General features: G+C 70.5%; 15 protein-coding genes. 9 read left to right on the top strand and 6 right to left on the bottom strand.

Annotated elements, in window-relative coordinates:
- On the bottom strand, nt 1-669 hold the full coding sequence (gene phoU, locus GVL05_RS00590; RefSeq protein ID WP_123293296.1) for a phosphate signaling complex protein PhoU: 669 nt from the start codon (nt 667-669) through the stop codon (nt 1-3).
- Nucleotides 670-815: 146 nt separating this feature from the next.
- Here phoU and GVL05_RS00585 point away from each other — a divergent pair, with 146 nt between their 5' ends.
- A complete protein-coding gene (locus GVL05_RS00585; RefSeq protein WP_159570331.1) occupies nt 816-1,982 on the top strand; it encodes a cell wall metabolism sensor histidine kinase WalK in 1,167 nt (388 codons plus the stop codon).
- The gene (locus GVL05_RS00580; protein WP_159570328.1) at nt 1,979-2,659 is read left to right on the top strand and encodes a response regulator transcription factor; all 681 of its coding nucleotides are present in this window, start codon (nt 1,979-1,981) and stop codon (nt 2,657-2,659) included. Before GVL05_RS00585 ends, GVL05_RS00580 begins: the two co-directional genes overlap by 4 nt.
- Nucleotides 2,660-2,743: 84 nt before the next feature.
- On the opposite strand, the gene GVL05_RS00575 is transcribed toward GVL05_RS00580, so the two are convergent.
- Nucleotides 2,744-3,262: a DNA modification methylase gene (locus GVL05_RS00575; protein WP_159570325.1), complete on the bottom strand. Its 519-nt coding sequence runs from the start codon at nt 3,260-3,262 to the stop codon at nt 2,744-2,746.
- Nucleotides 3,263-3,417: 155 nt separating this feature from the next.
- On the opposite strand from GVL05_RS00575, the gene GVL05_RS00570 reads away from it, so the two are divergent.
- Genes GVL05_RS00570 through rlmB form a run of 4 tightly spaced genes read left to right on the top strand, consistent with a single transcriptional unit; the run spans nt 3,418 to nt 7,599 of the window.
- The gene (locus GVL05_RS00570) at nt 3,418-3,900 is read left to right on the top strand and encodes a CarD family transcriptional regulator (RefSeq protein ID WP_017888066.1); all 483 of its coding nucleotides are present in this window, start codon (nt 3,418-3,420) and stop codon (nt 3,898-3,900) included.
- Nucleotides 3,901-3,941: 41 nt separating this feature from the next.
- Nucleotides 3,942-5,132 carry a 2-C-methyl-D-erythritol 4-phosphate cytidylyltransferase gene (gene ispD / locus GVL05_RS00565; RefSeq protein ID WP_159570322.1) on the top strand — a complete coding sequence of 397 codons (1,191 nt, stop codon included), beginning with the start codon at nt 3,942-3,944 and terminating at the stop codon, nt 5,130-5,132.
- An 18-nt stretch (nt 5,133-5,150) separates the two neighbouring features.
- On the top strand, nt 5,151-6,560 hold the full coding sequence (cysS, locus tag GVL05_RS00560) for a cysteine--tRNA ligase (RefSeq protein WP_123671505.1): 1,410 nt from the start codon (nt 5,151-5,153) through the stop codon (nt 6,558-6,560).
- A 28-nt stretch (nt 6,561-6,588) separates the two neighbouring features.
- On the top strand, nt 6,589-7,599 hold the full coding sequence (rlmB, locus tag GVL05_RS00555; RefSeq protein WP_123936859.1) for a 23S rRNA (guanosine(2251)-2'-O)-methyltransferase RlmB: 1,011 nt from the start codon (nt 6,589-6,591) through the stop codon (nt 7,597-7,599).
- A gap of 439 nt (nt 7,600-8,038) precedes the next feature.
- Here rlmB and GVL05_RS00550 read toward each other — a convergent pair whose 3' ends face one another.
- Together GVL05_RS00550 and GVL05_RS00545 are read right to left on the bottom strand one after the other, a co-directional pair.
- Nucleotides 8,039-9,349: a DUF4032 domain-containing protein gene (locus tag GVL05_RS00550; RefSeq protein WP_123293300.1), complete on the bottom strand. Its 1,311-nt coding sequence runs from the start codon at nt 9,347-9,349 to the stop codon at nt 8,039-8,041.
- Nucleotides 9,350-9,437: 88 nt separating this feature from the next.
- On the bottom strand, nt 9,438-10,538 hold the full coding sequence (locus GVL05_RS00545) for an ABC transporter ATP-binding protein (RefSeq protein WP_123293301.1): 1,101 nt from the start codon (nt 10,536-10,538) through the stop codon (nt 9,438-9,440).
- 264 nt (nt 10,539-10,802) lie between these two features.
- Between GVL05_RS00545 and GVL05_RS00540 the strand changes: the two genes are divergently transcribed.
- Nucleotides 10,803-11,753: a thioredoxin domain-containing protein gene (locus GVL05_RS00540; RefSeq protein WP_159570319.1), complete on the top strand. Its 951-nt coding sequence runs from the start codon at nt 10,803-10,805 to the stop codon at nt 11,751-11,753.
- A gap of 3 nt (nt 11,754-11,756) precedes the next feature.
- On the opposite strand, the gene GVL05_RS00535 is transcribed toward GVL05_RS00540, so the two are convergent.
- The gene (locus tag GVL05_RS00535; protein ID WP_159570316.1) at nt 11,757-12,650 is read right to left on the bottom strand and encodes a neutral zinc metallopeptidase; all 894 of its coding nucleotides are present in this window, start codon (nt 12,648-12,650) and stop codon (nt 11,757-11,759) included.
- A 112-nt stretch (nt 12,651-12,762) separates the two neighbouring features.
- On the opposite strand from GVL05_RS00535, the gene GVL05_RS00530 reads away from it, so the two are divergent.
- Entirely contained in the window at nt 12,763-13,905 is a 1,143-nt protein-coding gene (locus GVL05_RS00530; protein ID WP_159570313.1) for a glycerol dehydrogenase, read from the top strand.
- Between the two features lie 26 nt (nt 13,906-13,931).
- On the opposite strand, the gene GVL05_RS00525 is transcribed toward GVL05_RS00530, so the two are convergent.
- On the bottom strand, nt 13,932-14,666 hold the full coding sequence (locus GVL05_RS00525) for an NAD(P)H-hydrate epimerase (RefSeq protein WP_235035777.1): 735 nt from the start codon (nt 14,664-14,666) through the stop codon (nt 13,932-13,934).
- On the opposite strand from GVL05_RS00525, the gene GVL05_RS00520 reads away from it, so the two are divergent.
- Nucleotides 14,665-15,444 carry an alpha/beta fold hydrolase gene (locus tag GVL05_RS00520; protein WP_159570307.1) on the top strand — a complete coding sequence of 260 codons (780 nt, stop codon included), beginning with the start codon at nt 14,665-14,667 and terminating at the stop codon, nt 15,442-15,444. The two genes, GVL05_RS00525 and GVL05_RS00520, sit on opposite strands and share 2 nt — an antisense overlap.
- Nucleotides 15,445-15,524: the final 80 nt, after the last annotated feature.

Here is a 15,524-nt window from a genome sequence, read left to right as displayed (position 1 = left end):
TCAGACCGCGGCGGTCGAACTCGAGGCGCCGGTCCAGTCGCCGGTCGCCAGGTACTCGACCTTCTTGGCGATCGACACCGCGTGGTCCGCGAAGCGCTCGTGGTAGCGGGAGGCCAGGGTGGCGTCGACGGTGTCGATCGGCCCGCCCTTCCACGCCTCGCCGAGCACGAAGTCGAACACGCTCGCGTGCAGTTCGTCGACAGCGTCGTCCTCGTCGCGGATCTCCGCGGCCAGGGCGATGTCCTCGGTCGCGAGCAGCCGCGTGAGCTTCTGCGACATCGCGACGTCGTGCTTGCCCATCTCCTTGAAGGTGCCGCGGAGCCCCTTCGGCACGACCTTCTCGGGGAAGCGCTGGCGGGCGAGCTGCGCGATGTGCTCGGCCATGTCGCCCATGCGCTCGAGCGAGGAGCTCACGCGCAGGGCGGTGACGACGACGCGCAGGTCGCGGGCGACCGGAGCCTGGCGGGCCAGGATGTCGATGGCGATCTCGTCGAGGCTGTTGGCGGCCTCGTCGATCTTCTGGTCATCGGCGATCACCTCCTCGGCGAGGGCGACGTCGGAGTCGCTGAAGGCCTGGGTGGCCCGGGTGATGGCGGACTCGACGAGTCCTGCGATCTCGGTCAGTCGCTCCTGGACGTCCTGGAGTTCCTGCTGGAAGACTTCGCGCATGGGGGAGTACCTCTCTCTGCGTACCGGACGAGTGTCGTCAGCCCAGGTGAACGAACGGTGACGTGGGGCTGAACGCTTCGCGATCCGGCCTTCCGGGACGGGTGAACGGTACCGGAACCCCGCATGACCATCCCTACACTGGCGGCATGGACAACGCGTGGCTCGTGCCACTGTCGATGCTCCTCGGCGGGGTCTTCGGCGCGGGCGTCGTGGTGCTGATCATCACCGCCGAGCGCACGGCTCGTGCAGCAGACGTGGCGGAACGCACCCTGCCGGACGGTGTCGCAGCGGTGATCGCGACGATGCACAACCCGGCGGTGGTCATCGACCCGTCGAACACGGTCGTGGCCGCATCGCCCCAGGCACTGACCGTCGGGCTCGTCGTGCGGCGCCGGCTCGTGCACCAGGAACTCCTCGACCTGGTCGACCGGGTGCGCAAGAGCGGCGAGATGGGAGCGGAGGACCTCGAGCTCCCGCGCGGACGGCACGGGGAGCTCATCGGCTACCTCAGCTTCCGGGCCGCGCAGCTCGGCAACCGGTACGTCCTCATCACGGCCGACGACCTGACCGAGAGCCGGCGCATCGACGAGGTCCGCCGTGACTTCGTCGCCAACATCTCGCACGAGCTGAAGACGCCGATCGGCGCCATCGGGCTGCTGTCCGAGACGCTCGTGATCGCGGCCGACGACCCGGAGCACGTCAAGAAGTTCGCGGCGCAGCTCATCACCGAGTCCGAGCGGCTCGGCGCCCTGACGAAGGACATCATCGAGCTGTCCCGGCTGCAGTCGGTCGACGCGTTGGAGAACAGCGAGGAGACCGGTGTCGACAAGATCGTGCAGGCAGCGATCGACGCGAACGAGGTCGTCGCGCGCGCCCGCTCGATCGAGATCATCCGGGCGAAGAAGTCGAAGCTCCGGGTGATGGGCGACCCGGGCCTGTTGCAGGTCGCCGTCTCGAACCTCATCGCCAACGCGGTGAAGTACTCGCCCGACGGCACCCGCGTCGGCGTGGGCGTCCGGTCCGCGAAGGGCTTGGTCGAGATCGCGATCACCGACCAGGGCGTCGGCATCCCCGAGGCCGATCTGGACCGCGTGTTCGAGCGGTTCTACCGTGTCGACCCGGCACGGTCACGGGCCACCGGCGGCACCGGCCTGGGGCTCGCCATCGTCAAGCACGTCGTCGGCAACCACGGCGGCGACGTCCGTGTCTGGTCGCAGCCCGGCAAGGGCTCGACCTTCACCATCCGCCTGCCCGAGGCGGACACCGAACTGACCACCGCACTCGAAGAGCAACTGGAAGAGCAGCCATCGTGACCAAGATCCTCATCGTCGACGACGAGCCGGCCCTGAGCGAGCCCCTGGAGTTCCTGCTGCAGCGTGAGGGGTACGAGACCTCCGTCGCGGCCGACGGCGTGACCGCGCTGTCGAAGTTCGACTCGGAGAACCCGGACCTGGTGCTCCTCGACCTCATGCTGCCGGGGCTCTCCGGCACCGAGGTCTGCCGCCAGATCCGGACCCGGTCGAACGCGCCGATCATCATGCTGACGGCGAAGGACTCCGAGGTCGACATCGTCGTCGGGCTCGAGCTCGGCGCGGACGACTACGTGACGAAGCCGTACTCGACGCGCGAGCTGGTGGCCCGCATCCGTGCGGTCCTGCGCCGACGCACCGAGGACGACCCGGCGGACAGCGGGATCCTGCAGGTCGGGGGCATCCGGATGGACGTCGAGCGGCACACGGTATCGGTGGACGGGTCGGAGACGGCGATGCCGCTCAAGGAGTTCGAGCTGCTCGAGCTGCTGCTCCGGAACGCCGGCCGGGTGCTCACCCGTGGGCAGCTCATCGACCGGGTGTGGGGCTCCGACTACTTCGGCGACACCAAGACGCTCGACGTGCACATCAAGCGCATCCGCTCGAAGATCGAGCGCGTGCCGTCCACCCCGGAGATCCTGGTGACGGTCCGCGGTCTCGGGTACCGCATCGAGGCCTGAGACGGACGGACAGGAGGCCCGGCGCGAGTCCCTGGGACTCGCACCGGGCCTCCTGTCTGACGCGGTGGCGCTTGCGCGGTGCGGCTACTCGCCGTCCGTCGGCGTGGCCGACGGGGTCTCGACCGGCAGCGTAATCTGGCCGGACGGCTCGGGGGTCGAGGTCGGCGCGAGGGTGGCGTACTCCTCTTGCGCGGTGGTCAGCACCGGCACGTTGGCCGAGACGCCCTCGGCGTCGGGGTACGAGAAGTACACCTTGACGAGCGAACCGGGCTTCGCGTCCGCGCTGTCGAAGTCGAGGGTGTCGTGCTGCGAGTCGTTCGCCAGGTCGACGTGCGAGTTCGCCGGCACCAGCACGGTCTCGGTGTCGCCACCGATCTCGACCGACACGGTGATGCCGTCGGTGTCGGAGTTGTTCACCAGCGTGCCGATGAACCGCGCGCCCTCGCCGTCGTCCGAGATGAGGATGGCGTTCCGCACGTCGACCTTGCCGGTCGAGACGTTGACGCCGTCGGTGATCTGCTTGATGTCGACGGTGTGCGCGGGCGACATGAACTCGCACCCGGTGGCGCCCAGCGCGATGGTTGCCGCAACGGCGACGGACACGAGTACCCGAGCTCGCAAGAGATTCCTCCGTAAGTCGATGAGGACCAGACGGTCCCGCTCCATCTTAGCGATCACCGGGAAGGCCCAGTGCTGAGGGTCCCCTTACCCGAACACCCCTTGTGGTAAACTGGAAGTCTGGGAACGGAGCCTGATACATGCAATTCGAGGTCGGCGAGACCGTCGTCTACCCCCACCACGGGGCGGCAACCATCTCTGAAGTCAAGACGCGCGTCATCAAGGGCGAGGAAAAGGTCTACCTGAAACTGCGGGTCACGCAGGGTGACCTGACGATCGAGGTACCGGCGGACAACGTCGACCTGGTCGGAGTCCGCGACGTGATCGGCAAGGAAGGGCTCGACAAGGTGTTCGAGGTCCTCCGGGCGCCGTTCACCGAAGAGCCCACCAACTGGTCGCGCCGGTACAAGGCGAACCTCGAGAAGCTCGCTTCCGGGGACGTCATCAAGGTCTCCGAGGTCGTCCGCGACCTCTGGCGACGCGATCAGGACCGCGGCTTGTCCGCGGGTGAGAAGCGGATGCTGGCCAAGGCGCGGCAGATCCTGATCTCCGAGTTGGCCCTGGCCGAGAAGACCGACGAGGACAAGGCATCGACCGTCCTCGACGAAGTCCTCGCGTCCTGAGCGCACTGCACACCACGACGACCGCACGGTTCCCCGAAGGGGTGGACCGGGCGGTCGTCGTCGTTGCAGCCGGGTCCGGAACCAGGCTCGGCATCGGCACCGCGAAGGCGTTCGTGCCCGTCGCGGGGCAGCTCATGCTCGCGCGGGCGCTCGAGCCGCTGTTCACGTTGTCGGCTCCGACGCTGGTCGTCGTGGTCGCGCCGTCGACCATGCTCGAGGAGTGCCGTCAGGTGGTCGCCTCGGTCGCGGGCGCTGCGGTCGCGTACACGGCGGTGGTTCCGGGAGGCACGGATCGCCACGGCTCGGTCCAGGCCGGCCTGGGCGTGCTGCCGGACTCCGTCACCGCGGTGCTGGTGCACGACGCGGCGCGGTGCCTCACGCCGGCCGCGCAGTTCGACCGGGTGTTCGACGCGGTCGAGGGTTCGGTCGCGACCGGCACCGGTGACGGCGTCGTCCCCGCGCTCCCCGTCACCGACACGGTCAAGCGGGTGTCCGGCGACGTGGTCGTCGAGACCGTCGACCGGTCCGCGCTCGTCGGGGTCCAGACGCCGCAGGGCTTCCCACTCGACGCACTCCGACGGGCGTACGCGGTGTCGACGCAGTCCGAGACCGACGACGCCGGCGTGTTCCAGGCGGCCGGTGGCACGGTGCGCTTCGTGCCGGGTGACGCCGATGCCTTCAAGATCACGACGCCGTGGGACCTCGGACGAGCAGAGTCGATCGTCCGGTCGCGCGCCACGGTCCCGGGCGACCCCGGTGCCTCGGCGGTCCGGCTCGGGCTCGGGGTCGATGTGCACGCGTTCGACGTCGAGTCGCCGTGCCGCGTCGGCCTGCTCGACTTCCCCGGCGAACCCGGCCTCTCCGGGCACAGCGACGGTGACGCCGTGGCGCACGCGGTGTGCGACGCCCTGCTCTCCGCGGGTGGCCTCGGTGACATCGGTGGGACGTTCGGCACCGCCGACCCCGCCTACGCCGGTGCCGCCGGGGACGTCTTCATCCGCGGTGCCGTCGGGCTGCTCGCCGACGCCGGCCTCGTCCCCGTGTCGGTCACCGTCCAGGTCATCGGGAACCGGCCGCGCATCGGGGCCCGTCGCGCCGAGATGCAGGACGCCCTGTCCGCCGTCGTCGGTGCCCCCGTCGCGGTGTCCGGCACGACGACCGACGGCCTCGGGTTCACCGGCCGGGGCGAGGGGCTCGCCGCGATCGCCACGGCCGTCACCCGACCGGCCTGACGTCCTAGGCTTGGGATCGTGACCGTTCGCCTCTACGACTCCCGCGCCGCAGCCGTCGTCGACCTCGTCCCCCTGGTCGACGGACAGGTCAGCGTCTACGTCTGCGGTCCGACGGTGCAGTCGTCGCCGCACATCGGACACCTGCGCTCGGCCCTGGTCTACGACATCTGGCGCCGCTGGCTGACGTACCGCGGTCTGCGCGTCACCCTCGTGCGGAACGTCACCGACATCGACGACAAGGTGCTCGATCTGGCCGCCGGCACCGACGAAGCGTGGTTCGCCCGCGCCTACCGCGTCGAGCTCGAGTTCACCGCCGCGTACAACGCCCTCGGCATCCTGCCCCCGACCTACGAGCCGCGGGCAACAGCGAGCGTGCCGCAGATGCACGACATCATCACGAAGCTCATCGACCGCGGTCACGCCTACGTCGCCGCCGACGACTCGGGCGACGTCTACTTCGACACCGGCAGCTGGGAGTCCTACGGGGCACTCACCCGGCAGCGTCGCGAGGACATGGTCGAGGCCGCCGACGCCGACCCCCGCGGCAAGCGGGACGCCCGCGACTTCGCGCTCTGGAAGGGTGCGAAGCCCGGCGAGCCGTCGACCGCGTCGTGGGACTCCCCGTGGGGCCCCGGTCGTCCGGGCTGGCACATCGAGTGCTCCGCCATGTCGCGGCGGTACCTCGGTCCGGCGTTCGACATCCACGGCGGCGGACTCGACCTGCGGTTCCCGCACCACGAGAACGAGCTCGCGCAGTCCACCGCGGCGGGCGACCCGTTCGCGTCGTACTGGTTGCACAACGGGCTCGTCACGGTCGAGGGCCAGAAGATGTCGAAGTCGCTCGGCAACTCGATCTTCGCCGCCGACTTCCTGGCCGCTGCCCGTCCGGCCGTGGTGCGGTACTTCCTGGGCGCCGCGCACTACCGCTCCTCGATCGACCACCACGACGGCTCGTTGGCCGAGGCCGAGGCGGCCTACGACCGCATCGACGGGTTCCTGCAGCGGGCCGAGGTGCGGCTCGAAGGCGTGCACCTCGCCGACGCCCCCGCCGTGCCGGACGCCTTCGCCGCCGCGATGGACGACGACCTCGCAGTGCCCCAGGCGCTGGCCGTCCTGCACGAGACCGTGCGCACCGGCAACGCTGCCCTGGACGCCGACGATGCGGAAACGCTCGGGGTCGCGTACCATCAGGTGGCCGCCATGGTAGAGGTCCTCGGCATCGACCCGCGAGCCGCCCACTGGTCGGGGGGCGGTCAGGACACCTCGGCAGGCCCGCTCGCCGCTCTCGTCGAACGCCTCGTGCAGGAGCGCGCGGACGCCAGGGCAGCACGGGACTTCGCTGCGGCCGACCGCGTGCGCGACGACCTCGCCGCCGCGGGCATCACGATCGAGGACACGCCGTCCGGAACACGCTGGAGCATCGCCTGAACACGGCAGTGCCGAACAGGAGCTACGCATGAAGAACGTCTCGGGAAGCAAGAAGGGTCGGCCCGGCGCCGTCCGCACCGGTCGCAAGGGCAACAAGCAGGTCGGTTCCGGTGGTCAGGGTGCCCAGGCGCTCGAGGGTCGCAAGCCGACCCCGAAGGCCGAGGACCGGCCGTACCACCCCGCCGGCAAGCGCAAGGCGGCGAAGGACCGCTTCGAGGCAGCCAAGGGCCGTCACGGTTCCTCGAGCACCCCGCAGGGCCGCACCGGTCGTCCGCCGGCCCGGAAGACCGATGACTCCGAGCTCGTGACCGGACGGAACTCCGTGCTCGAGGCGCTGCGCACGAAGACCCCGTCGACGACGCTCTACATCGCGTCGCGCATCGAGGTCGACGACCGCGTCAAGGAGATCCTGACGCTCGCGAACCACCGCAGCGTGCCGATCATCGAGCTCATGCGCCCCGAGCTCGACCGCATCACCGGCCACGACAGCGTGCACCAGGGCGTCGCGCTCAAGGTGCCGGCGTACCAGTACGCCGTGTCCGAGGACATCGTCGAGCAGGCCTTCTCGCGAGACCAGGTCCCGCTGCTCGTCGCGCTCGACGGCATCACCGACCCCCGCAACCTCGGGGCGATCATCCGCTCGACCGCCGCGTTCGGCGGACACGGCGTCATCGTGCCGCAGCGTCGTTCGGTCGGCGTCACCGCGTCGGCGTGGAAGACCTCCGCCGGTGCCGCGGCCCGCACGCCCGTCGCGATGGCCCCGAACCTCACCCAGACGCTGAAGTCCCTGAAGTCGATGGGCCTGTTCGTCCTCGGTCTGGACGGCGACGGCGACGTGGAGCTCGACGGCCTCGCGCTCGCCGACCGCCCGATCGTGATCGTCGTCGGTTCCGAGGGCAAGGGCCTGTCGCGCCTGGTCACCGAGACCTGCGACGCGATCGTGTCGATCCCGATCTCGAGTGCGACCGAGTCCCTCAACGCCGGCATCGCCGCGAGCGTCACCCTGTGGGAGGTCGCCCGGCGCCGTCGCGCCGAGTAAGCCCCCGCGCTTCGTCCGCAGGAACGGTCGCCTCCCCTCGTGGGAGGCGGCCGTTCCTGCGTGCGGTGCCGGCCGGGTCAGGCCGGACGGGTCAAGACACGTCGGATGATGCCCGCCGTGTGGTCACGAGTCGTCGCCGCGCGACGCCGTAGGCAACGGTCCGTGACCGGCCGACGTGCACCTGGCGGGGTGTCGTGACCGCTCGACGTCCAACGGCATTCACCGGCGGTGCAGGCGTGACGGTCTGGAGGCGCGGCGCCGGTCTCCGAGACGCGCGCCGGGCCTCCAGGCGGTCGCGTTCACGGACCCCGAACGGTCACGACATGTCGGCCGGTGTCCTCCGCGTGGTCGCGTGTCGTCGCTGCGCGACGCCGCCGGCGACGGTCTGCGACCAGTCGGCACCAACCCGGCGGAGTGTCGTGACCGACCGGCGACCGGGTCAGACGGTGGTGCGCCAGTCCTGGACGTCGGCGTCGTCGTCGGCGGGTTCCGCGTCGTCGACCACGGGGATCGGCAGCGTCATCGACGACGTCGGCGGATTGATGAGCAGGCGCTCGTCGCGGCGGTGGCGCAGCACGTCGTTGATGTACGCCGTGGTGGCCTCGGGCAGCGAGACCGACCGCTCCTCTTCCTGCGACATGAACCAGCGGTGCTCGAGCAGTTCGTGGAAGACCTCCGCGGGTTCGAGGCGACCGCGCAGGTCACGGGGGATCGAGCGGACGACGGGCTCGAAGACCCGCGAGACCCACTCGTGCGCCACCATCTCCTCGTCGAGTTCGTCGCGGCCGTTGCGTGCCCGGTACGAGTCGAGGTCGTTGAGCAGGCGTCGGGCCTGGTTCTCGCCGGCGTCCAGGCCGGTCAGCCGCAGCAGGCGTCGCTGGTGGTGTCCGGCGTCGACGACCTTCGGCTGGATCCGCACCTGCGAACCGCCCTCGGTCGTGTGGATCGAGAGCTCCTCGATGTCGAAGCCGAGCTCGTTGAGCCGCTCGACGCGGTCGTTGATCCGCCAGCGTTCCTTGATGTCGAACTGCTCGGTGCCCGTGAGCTCGGTCCAGAGCGTCCGGTACTGCGCCACGATCCGGTTGGAGACGTCCACGGGGTCGGCGTTCTCGTCGAGACGGCCGCCGGCCTCGAGGTCGAGGAGCTCGCCGGCGATGTTCACGCGCGCGACCTCGAGGTCGTTCTCGCGCTGCCCGTTCGACAGCCCGCCGGGGTAGAGCTTGCCGGTCTCGGCGTCGACCAGGTACGCGGCGAACGAGCCCGCGTCGCGACGGAACAGCGTGTTCGAGAGCGACACGTCGCCCCAGTAGAAGCCGATGACGTGCAGCCGGACGAGCAGCAACGCGAGGGCGTCGACGAGACGGGTCGCGGTCTCCGGGCGCAGGGTCTGCGAGTACAGCGCGCGGTACGGCAGCGAGAAGCGCAGGTGCCGCGTCACGAGCACGGGGTGCAGCTGCTCGCCGTCCGCGTCGACCCGACCGGTGATGACGGCGACGGGGTCGACGCACGGCACGTCCATGCGCTGCAGCGTGCGGAGCATCTCGTACTCGGAGCGCGCGATCTCCTCGCCCGTCTCCTTCACGGCGGCGACGTACCCACTCAGGTGCACGAAGCGCACCAGGTGCCGTGAGATGCCCTTCGGCAGGGCCACGATGGTCTCGTCCGGCCAGTCCGCCAGCGGCAGGTCCCACGGCAGGTCGAGCAGGCCGGGGTCGACGGTTGCTGCGGTGATGGACATCGAGTCGGGCACGGTGGATCCTTCGGTGTCGTGGGGGACAGCCGAGAGCCCGCGACCCGCCCTTGTGAGGCGGCGCGGGCTCTCGGGGAGTGCGCTTCGGTTACGCGCTGACGACGGCCTTGTCGTCCAGGCGCTCGCCCGACTCGGTGTCGAAGGCGTGCACGTGGCCCGACTTCGGCGTCACCACGATGGTGTCACCGATCGACGGGTGCGAACGGCCGTCCACGCGGGCGACGATGTCGACGCGCGTGCCCTTGACGTCGGCGTGACCGTAGAGGTAGCCGTCGGCGCCGAGTTCCTCGACCACGTCGACCGTGACCGGCAGGCCTTCGCCCGACTGCGCCACGACGACGTCCTCGGGGCGGATGCCCACGGTGATCTGGGCGGAACGCGCGTTGGAGAGCGTGTCGCGGTCGATCGCGTGGTTGAGCGTGCCGAACTTGATGCCGCCCTCGACGACGTCGGCCGGCAGCAGGTTCATCGCCGGCGAGCCGATGAAGCCCGCGACGAAGACGTTGTTCGGCTTCTCGTACAGGTCGCGCGGCGTGCCGACCTGCTGCAGGATGCCGTCCTTGAGCACCGCGATGCGGTCACCCATGGTCAGTGCCTCGGTCTGGTCGTGCGTGACGTAGACCGTGGTGACGCCGAGACGACGCTGGAGCGACGCGATCTGCGTACGGGTCTGGACGCGGAGCTTGGCGTCGAGGTTCGACAGCGGCTCGTCCATGAGGAACACCTGCGGCTGACGGACGATCGCACGGCCCATCGCGACGCGCTGACGCTGACCACCGGAGAGCGCCTTCGGCTTGCGGCCGAGGTAGTCCTCGAGGTCGAGGAGCTTCGCGGCTTCCTGCACGCGGGTGGCGCGCTCGTCCTTGCCGACACCGGCGATCTTGAGCGCGAAGCCCATGTTCTCGGCGACGGTCATGTGCGGGTACAGCGCGTAGTTCTGGAACACCATCGCGATGTCGCGGTCCTTCGGCGGGACGTCCGTGACGTCGCGGTCGCCGATGCGGATCTGACCGGAGTTGACCTCTTCGAGGCCGGCCAGCATGCGGAGCGAGGTGGACTTGCCACAACCCGAGGGGCCGACGAGGACGAGGAACTCGCCGTCGGCGACGTCCAGGTCGAGGGAGTCGACCGCGGGACGGTTGCCTCCGGGGTAGAGACGGGTTGCCTTGTCATAGGTGACGGACGCCATGAGCGTTCGGTCCTTTCTTCACCGGCAGGTACGTGCCGGACGATCCGAGTGAAGCGGTCAGCCCGCGAGGGCCCCGGATGGTCGTCGTCGACCATCGAGGTTCATACAACACGAGTTCTCGCGGGTGCGCCAGTGTTTTCCCCCTGGCCGGTCGGTTCCCAGAGCGTGGTTGGGTGGTTCCCAGAGCGGCCCACTACAATCGCCGGGTCCGTCCGCCGAGCGGGGGTAGGTCGTGCGGACGCCGATCAGGAGGACGACGCACCGATGACCAACCGCCCCGAGGGTGACGCCCGCGCCGCGCGGAACGAGCGCCGCGAAGCCGCCCGACAGCGAGCGCAGCGCCACAGGACACAGCAGAAGCGCCGCCAGCGCGGCACCCGGCTCGGACTCCAGATCGGACTCGGTGTCGTGCTGCTCGCAGCGGCCGCCGTCGTCACGCTCGTCCTGGTCGACTCCGTGAAGCCAGCAGGCCCCGGGCCCTCGACCATGTCGCAGGGCGGCATCACCCTCGGCGAGGGGCTCAAGCCCGTGACCGCGTCGAGCAGTGCGTCGCCGAGCGCCTCGGCGACCGCTGGTGCGGGCACGGTGCGCATCACGCTGTACGTCGACTACCTCTGCCCGACCTGCGGCGAGTTCGAACAGGCCAACGGCGACTACATCGAGAGCCTCGTCGACTCCGGCGCCGCCACCGTCGACATCCACCCGCTCGCGGTCCTGTCGAACCGATCGCAGGGCACCAAGTACTCACTGCGCGCCGCGAACGCCGCGGCCTGCGTCGCCGAGCACTCGCCGGACCAGTTCTACGCGGTCAACAAGGCGCTCTACGCCGAGCAGCCGGAAGAAGGCACACCCGGGCTCACCGACGCGCAGCTCACCAAGGTCGTCACCGGGGTCTCCGGCCTGCAGGACCGCCGGGCCGTCACGAGCTGCATCGCCGACCAGGACTACAGCAAGTGGGTCGACGAGCAGACGACCGCGGTGTCCGGCGGCGGCATCCCCGGGTCGACCCTGAGCGACTTCCCCGGCACGCCGCTGGTGCTCGTCAACGGGCAGCAGTACGAGCTCACGTCGCCGATCACGAACGACGACTTCCGCACCTTCGTGGTCACCGCGGCCGGTGCCACCGAGGCGACGCCCACCCCGACCCCCACGCCGAGCGCGACGCCGTCCCGCACGCGGAGCGCGACACCGACGCCCACGCCGACGAAGGGCTGATCGCTACAGCGACGAACCAGGGACGCTGAACGTGTCGCAGCTCGTCGCGCCCTGCTGGTAGCCGCGGACGAACCACTTCTGGCGCTGCTCACTCGAGCCGTGCGTGAACGAGTCCGGATCGACCCGGCCGCTCGAGCGCTCCTGGATGCTGTCGTCGCCCACGGCGCTCGCGGCGGACAGGGCATCGGCGATCTCGGACCGGCTGATCGGCTCGAAGAAGGTCTCGCCGCTCGCGTCCTCGGTGTTCGCCGCGTCGCCGACCCAGGCGCCGGCGTAGCAGTCGGCCTGCAGCTCGACGCGGACACTGCCGGACGAGGCCCCGGTGCCCGATCGGTCCGTGCTCGCGAAGGCACCCTGCAGCTGCTGGATGTGGTGGCCCCACTCGTGCGCGACGACGTACATCTGCGCGAGCGGCCCGCCCGACGACCCGTACTTCGACTGCAGGTCGTCGTAGAACGCGGTGTCGAGGTAGATCGCGCGGTCCGGCGGGCAGTAGAAGGGCCCGGTTGCAGCGGACGCCTGACCGCACGACGTGTCAGTCGAGCCGTCGAACAGGAAGAAGTCCGGCGCCGTGTACGAGATTCCGAGCTTCCGGGCCTCGGCCGTCCAGTAGCCGTCGAGTGACTCGGCTGCGCCCTCCATCCGGCACTCGACCTTGAGGTTGGCGTCTCGCCCGGTGCGGCACTCCGGCGCGGCGTCCACGGTCTCGCCCTGCTGCTGGATCTGCGTCGTGCCGCTGCCGCCGTCGACGAACCCGCTGAGGTCGAAGCCCGTGAACTGCGCGATCAGGAAGACGACGATCGCCGTGACGCCGACGGCGCCGCCGCCGACCGCGGCCGTCCGACCCCGGCGCTTCACCCTGCCGCCCTTGAGCTGCGAATCGTCGTTGAACGTCATGCCCCCGAATGTACGGCCCACGGGACTCGCACGCCGCACGCATGCCCCGCGCGTACCGTCTGGGACGTCGGCGACCCCGACACGTGTCGTACAACCGGAAGGAACCGCAACCATGGCCACTCCCATCAGCACCGTGATGAGCCCCGCCCGCTACGTGCAGGGCAAGGACGCGATCACCCGCGTCGGCGAGTTCGTCGCCCCCATCGGCAAGCGCCCCCTGATCGTCGCCGACGACGTCGTGTGGGGCATCGTCGAGGCCGCGGTGACGACGAGCTTCCAGGCGGCCGACCTGCGGGTCGAGCGGGTCGGCTTCGGTCGCTTCGCGACGCCGAAGGCGGTCGACGACCTCGTCGAGCAGATCCGGTTGACCGACGCGGACGTCATCGTCGGGCTCGGCGGCGGTTCGGCGATCGACGCGGCCAAGGCCTCCGGGCACCTGGCCGGCATCCGCTGGGCGAGTGTCCCGACGGCGGCGAGCACCGACGCCCCGACCTCGGCGCTCGCGGTGATCTACTCCGAGGAAGGGGAGTTCATCGAGTACCGGTTCTTCCCGCACAACCCCGACCTCGTCCTCATCGACACGAAGCTCGTCGCGAACGCTCCCGTCCAGTTCCTGGTCGCGGGCATCGGCGACGCCCTGGCCACCTGGGTCGAGGCCCGTGCCGCCAAGCGTGCGAACGCCGACACCATGGCCGGCGGGCTGCAGACCGAGACCGGCGTCGCGCTCGCCGAGCTGTCCTGGAAGCTGCTGCACGAGAACGCCCTGCAGGCCATCGAGGCCGTGAAGGCCAAGGTCGTCACGCCCGCGCTCGAGAAGGTCGTCGAGGCGAACACCCTGCTGTCGGGCCTGGGGTTCGAGTCCGGCGGACTGGCGGCAGCGCACGCGATCCACAACGGACTGACCGCCGCTCCGCAGGCGCACGGCTTGGCGCACGGGCAGAAGGTCAACATCGGCACGATCGCGCAGCTCGTGCTCGAGGGTGCACCGGCCGAGGAGATCGAGGACTTCGTCGTCTTCACCACGAAGGTCGGCCTGCCGAACACCCTGACCGAGATCGGCCTGACCGTCGACGACACGACGGAGCTCCGCGCCGTGGCCGAGGCCGCGACCGTCGAGGGCGAGACCATCCACAACATGCCGTTCCCGGTCACGCCGGAGCTCGTGGTGGACGCGCTCATCGCCGTCGAGGGCATCGCGCGGAGCATCCGCGCCGAGCACGGCCTGCCGGAGCCGGTCCTGTACCAGCACCACTGAGGGACGGCTGCGCTGACGGGTCGGGGTCAGGTGCGGACCAGCGGCTCCATCGTCGCCAGGTCCGCACCGATCCCGACGTCCACCAGCTCGATCCGTCCCGCGAGGGTGGCGGCCGGCCCCGTCAGCAACCCGGCCTTCACCCCGCCGAACGTGACCGTGACGTCGGCGTGCAGGACGTGGTCGTCCGCGATCCCGCCGGTGTCGACGTCGATGCCACTCGGCACGTCGACGGCGACGACGAACGGTGCACGCTGGTCGCGGGCGAGTTCACGGATGGCGTCGACGACCTCACGGGCGGGGGAGCGGAGGGCCGCAGGCCCCCGCACCCCGATCCCGAGGATCGCGTCGAGCACCAGGTCGGCGTCGAGTGCCGCGTCCGTCACCGCAGCCTCCGGTCCGGCAGGATCATCGAGGAGGCGCGCCCCGGCGTCCAGCGCCGCTGCCAGGCCCGCCTCGTGCACGCGTGAGCCGACGCGCAGGACTGCCACGTGCCTCCCGGCCGCCGCCAGCCGCGCACCCGCGAACAGGGCGTCTCCACCGTTGTCGCCGCTGCCCACCAGCAGCAGGACGGACCCCGGTCCGTCGCCCGGCCGGACGGCCGGGTCGTCGAGCAGGTCGCCGACGATGCGGGCCAGCCCGTCGGCCGCTCGTTGCATGAGGGGCTCACCCGCGTCGAGGTGCGGCCGCTCTGCCGCCCGGATCTGGTCACCGCCGTAGCCGTCCATGGCGACCACAGTGCCCCGGTACCCTGGAGGGGACATGTCACTCGTCCCCGAAGCGCCCCGTCCCCGCATCGTGATGTCGCCCGACGGCCTCCGGCTCGCGACCTACGACTTCGGCGATCCCGACGCCCCTGCGGTCGTCGCGGTGCACGGGTTCGCCTCCGGTGCGGTGCTGAACTGGCACGCCTCCGGCTGGACCCGCGACCTCGCCCGCGCCGGGTACCGCGTGCTGGCGTTCGACCAGCGCGGGCACGGCGCGAGCGCGAAGCCGCGCGACCCCGGTGCGTACTCGATGGACCTGCTCGTGGCGGACGTCACCACCGTGATCGACACGTACCTGCTCGACGAGGTGGCGTTCCTCGGGTACTCGCTCGGCGCCCGCGTCGGCTGGCACACCGCCGAACGGCTGCCGGACCGCATCACCCGCGCGGTGTTCGGCGGGATCCCCGACGCCGACCCGATGCGCCGCGTGCGGGTCGACCAGGCGAAGGCGTACCTGGCGGACGGCACCCCGATCGAGGACCGCGTGACCAACGGCTACCTGACCATGGCGGGGAACGTCGAGGGGAACGACCTCGCGGCGCTCGTGGCGATGGTCGAGGGGATGCGGAACAGCATCGAGCCGACGCCCGACAACGCCCCCGCGCAGCCGATCCTGATGGCCGCTGGCAGCGAGGACGGCATCCGCGACAGCGCCGTGCGGTTGGCGCAGGCGGCCCCGGACGCGTCGTTCTTCGAGATCCCGGGGCGCAACCACTTCAACGCGCCGACGTCGCGGGCGTTCCGCGAAGCCGCGCTGGCGTTCCTGCGCTCCTGACCGGCGCGCGTTGTCCGCCCCGCGCTGAGGGGTACTCGTAGGTCCTCGCTGTCGCCGGACACCGCGCGTACCGTCCCCGC

This window comes from Curtobacterium sp. 18060 (genome assembly GCF_902706105.1).
Classification (GTDB): Bacteria; Actinomycetota; Actinomycetes; order Actinomycetales; family Microbacteriaceae; genus Curtobacterium.
This window is presented reverse-complemented; position numbering and strand designations above follow the sequence as displayed.